A 3,814-nucleotide genomic window follows, 5' to 3' on the forward strand; every position below is an offset into this window, starting at 1 on the left:
AAAAAGGTACCTGCACTATATACAGGATATGATCCTTTGTTTTTAATTTGTGTGATTAATAAAGAAGATTTTTTAACGAGATTAACCAAATCTTCTATTCTTCTCTGTTCTCAATCGTTTGTAAATTCTTTAAATCTGATCTTTGGAAAAGGGTGTTTTTCATCTGCGAACATCTTCTCTAAAAGGGTATTTTTGAGATTTTTTAACTTTTCTAACTTACACTGAAGAAGTGATATGGCTTGATCAAAGGATTTTGCTAATGAACCAATTGCTTTTTGTTCTTGTTTTGAAATGCCAAAATGAAAAATAGTGTTTAAGATTTTGCTTGGTTGTATATTAAATCTTGATATTCCTTGCGCTAATATTCTAGCTTTTCTTCTAAACGAACTACTTCTTAAAAAATATGCTAAAAAAAATAAATCAAATTGAGATAGATCGTTTAATCTAATACCAAAACAAAAACTATTTAAATAAATCTTTTTGGCACTTCTGAACATTATTACGGAAGAAGTGGCACACTCCTCAGCAGTTTCTGAAGATGTTGTTAAAATAATATCCCCATAGCGTACAACATTTTGATACTCTGATATTTTCACATAATTTTTGGGTTCGAAATCAATAATAGTATTTTTAAAAATGTCCAAATAAGAATAATAAAGAGAGTTGCCCTGGACAAAGTCGATACTAACTTTCGATTTTAAACCTGAATATATTGATCCAATATCTCTCAATTTTCTCTGTTCTCAAGCGATGGTTTTTACACATTTATTTTCCAAAAATATTTAATAACATCACAATGATTTATTATTAAATACCTGTCTTTTAGTGATATGTAAACAATTAGAAAATGTCTTATTTATTAAAATCAAATAAAAAACTAGTCTAACGACTAGTTTTTTTGTCCGACATCAGAAATAAAAAGCATTTTTTCTTTGTTAATTTCAATGAAAGTAGTTTGTTAGTTCAAAAGCGTTAATTTATCCTTTGCTCTTACTTTTTTGTCTGAAATATTAATTGATTTTTTTCTTTTTCTTTTTCACGAAATAAATTATCAATATCAAACCAACTGTAAAAATTATAGTTAAAATTGACACTAAAATAATTTTAGTGGTATCCCCTTTGTATGGCTCTTCTTTTTTTAATAAGTCCGAATTACTTTGTTTGTTTTTAACTTCTGTTAATAAGTTCTTATAAAGTTTGTTAATAGTTATTAAATCGTTCGTTGTTTTGTCATTTAAATCTGGATAAGCTTGATTTAAATTAGCTAATGTTTTGCTTGTTTGCTCTTTTAAAAGAAGATTATCTTCTGTGGTTGCTAATTCGTTTAATAACGAGTTAATTATCGTTTTAGAAGTTGCAATTGCTTGCTTTAACATAGTTTTATGATTGTTAACTTCTTTTAATTTTATTTCTGCTTCTGCAACAATTAATTCTAAATCTTTATGAGTCTGATTTATTTCATTATGAAATGCGATTTTAGCATTTTTGCCTAAAGTGTTAATTAAGTGCGCCTTTTGAATTGCAGATTCTAACGTTTTTTTAATCACTCCTAAAGATGGTTCGGTTAAATCAGTTACTAGGCTGTTAGCTTGTGAGATAACTTGCGCCAAATTTGCTCTTAGTTTTTTTGTGATATTATCTATCTTAATTTGCTCAGCTTGTTTTTTGATTAAAAGAGAGTGTAAACTTTTCGCTTGTTCTTCATTCTCCACGTAATTCGTTGATGATTCATTTTTGTCCAAAGCCTCTGATAATTCTGTTAAAATGTCTCGATAGTTTTGTGTGTTTTCGGCTTGTTTTAAATTTTCGATATGTTTACGAACAGCTTGTTTTGCTGTTTGTAAATGATTATATGAAATAGTTAAAATTTCTTCATCAATTTGGTTAAATGAGGTTTGCGTTTTAGATTTAAAAGATTCTAATTCTTCTAAACGTGCATCTTTTAAGTTATTAGTTTGAGTTATGAAAGTGGCATAAGATTGCTTTAAATTCGCCAATTTTTGTTTAATAGCTTGGTATGTATTATTAATCTGTGTGTTTCTCTCATCAACCCGATTAAATAATTTCTGAATTTCATTAACTAATCGCTGTTTAGTTTCTTGCTCATTCTCTTGTTTGCGTTTAATTAATTCTTTGATTTTAGCTATATCATCTTTGTGTTGCTCATAACGCGTTTTATAAGCATCAACTGTCTGTGGTTCAATAGTGGCTGTAATAGCGGCTAACAATCCAGTTAATTGATTATTAATATCAGGATGATTTTTAGCTAAATCTTCTGTTATTGCTAAAGTTTCTAAAGTGTCTTTAATGCTATTTAATTTATCGGCATAGATATTTTTATCAGCTTTTTGTAATAATTCTTGTGCAACACGAATAGCTTGTTTAATTTCTTGGTTTGTATTGTGGTTTTGTTTTAAAAATGTATCGATCTCACTAATTTGTAAAATAGATAAATGAGCTGATCCATTATTTTTTAAAGCATCGATTTTCTTTATTTTATTTTTTAACTTTTCTTTCAACGCTATCAAAGTAGCTTCATTCTCTTTTTTAGATTCTTGTTGTATTGTTGGTAATTTTTCTAAATCACTTTGTGCTTGTTTTCAAGCGTTTAGTAGTCTTTCAGTTTGTTTTTCGTTATTTAAGAAATCTGAATCCAGTGTTGAATTCTGATTAAAAACCGTCTGTAACTGGTTGATGATATCTACATATACACTATGTTGTGCATCAGATTCTAATTTTTTTATGTAATCTTGAACTCGATTTTTTATCTCTGCTAAATTATCTTGTGAAATCTTTAAAATTTGATTATCAATCTTGTTAAAAAAACTTTGGATTTTGTTTTTTAATTCTTGCAAATCATCTAGAGATACTTTAGATAAATCATTTGGGTCACTAACTAATGTATGGAATTCAGAGTTTAAAACATCAATTTGCTGTTTTACTGGTTGATAAGTGATACTGATACTTGCGTTTTTTTGGTTAACTTGAGCTAAATGAGTTTGAACTTCTTGTAATAGTTGGTTTTTTTGTTGATTAGCTATTGCATCTTTTTCTTGGGGGTCTAAACCATTGGTTTTTATTACACTAACGGTTATGTTCTTATAACGATAAAAATCTGCATCATCACCCTCATAAACCAGTGATACACTATTTTTCCCTGTTGTTAACGGTCCGGGGTTAACGACTTTTCAACCGGGTCCATAATTAAAATCAGTATTTTGTTTATTTTTTTCGTCCACATAGATAGTAAAATCAGTATTCGGATCAAAAATTCTATTATTAACTTTCGGATATAAACCCACTAAGATTGTGAAAAATTTTTTATTTTTTCCTGTGTATTTATTTTTTCCATTAATAACCACTTGACCATAACCAGATCAAGCAGAATCTTTAAAAAATTTCTTGCTGTCATCATAAAAATAAGAATAATCCACAGTGTAATCAATATTTTCTTTTAATATTTCCCCATTAAACATTACTTTGGGCTTAGCTTCGGTTTGCATACCATATCTATATTTAGGTTTATCAAAAGAAACTGATGCGTTTGTGATATCGTTTAATAAATTCTTTGAATCTGGATTTTTATAGTTGTTACGAGTAAATACTTTAATTCTTGCAACACCACCAAAAAGTTTTTGACTACTCACCCATTGATTATCACGATTCACGTAACTTAAATCAAGATTTGAAAACTCTTCATCTGAAAATTTTATTTTTGCATCATTTTTATCATTTTTTACAGATGCAACAATCGAAAACCTTTGATGAGGAGCTAATTTAATTTCTTTATCTAGCTCTATTGTTCTTAACCCAC

General features: G+C 28.1%; 2 protein-coding genes. Both read right to left on the bottom strand.

All coding sequences use genetic code 4. The features are described from left to right. On the bottom strand, positions 1-731 hold a 731-nt coding region (locus tag OF365_RS03115), incomplete at its 3' end, for a restriction endonuclease subunit S domain-containing protein (protein WP_263818157.1). 279 nt (positions 732-1,010) lie between these two features. Further along, positions 1,011-3,814: coiled-coil domain-containing protein (locus tag OF365_RS03120; protein WP_263818158.1), on the bottom strand; the 2,804-nt coding region annotated here is incomplete at its 5' end.

Source organism: Ureaplasma zalophigenitalium (genome assembly GCF_025780055.1).
Taxonomy (GTDB): domain Bacteria; phylum Bacillota_I; class Bacilli_A; order Mycoplasmatales; family Mycoplasmoidaceae; genus Ureaplasma; species Ureaplasma zalophigenitalium.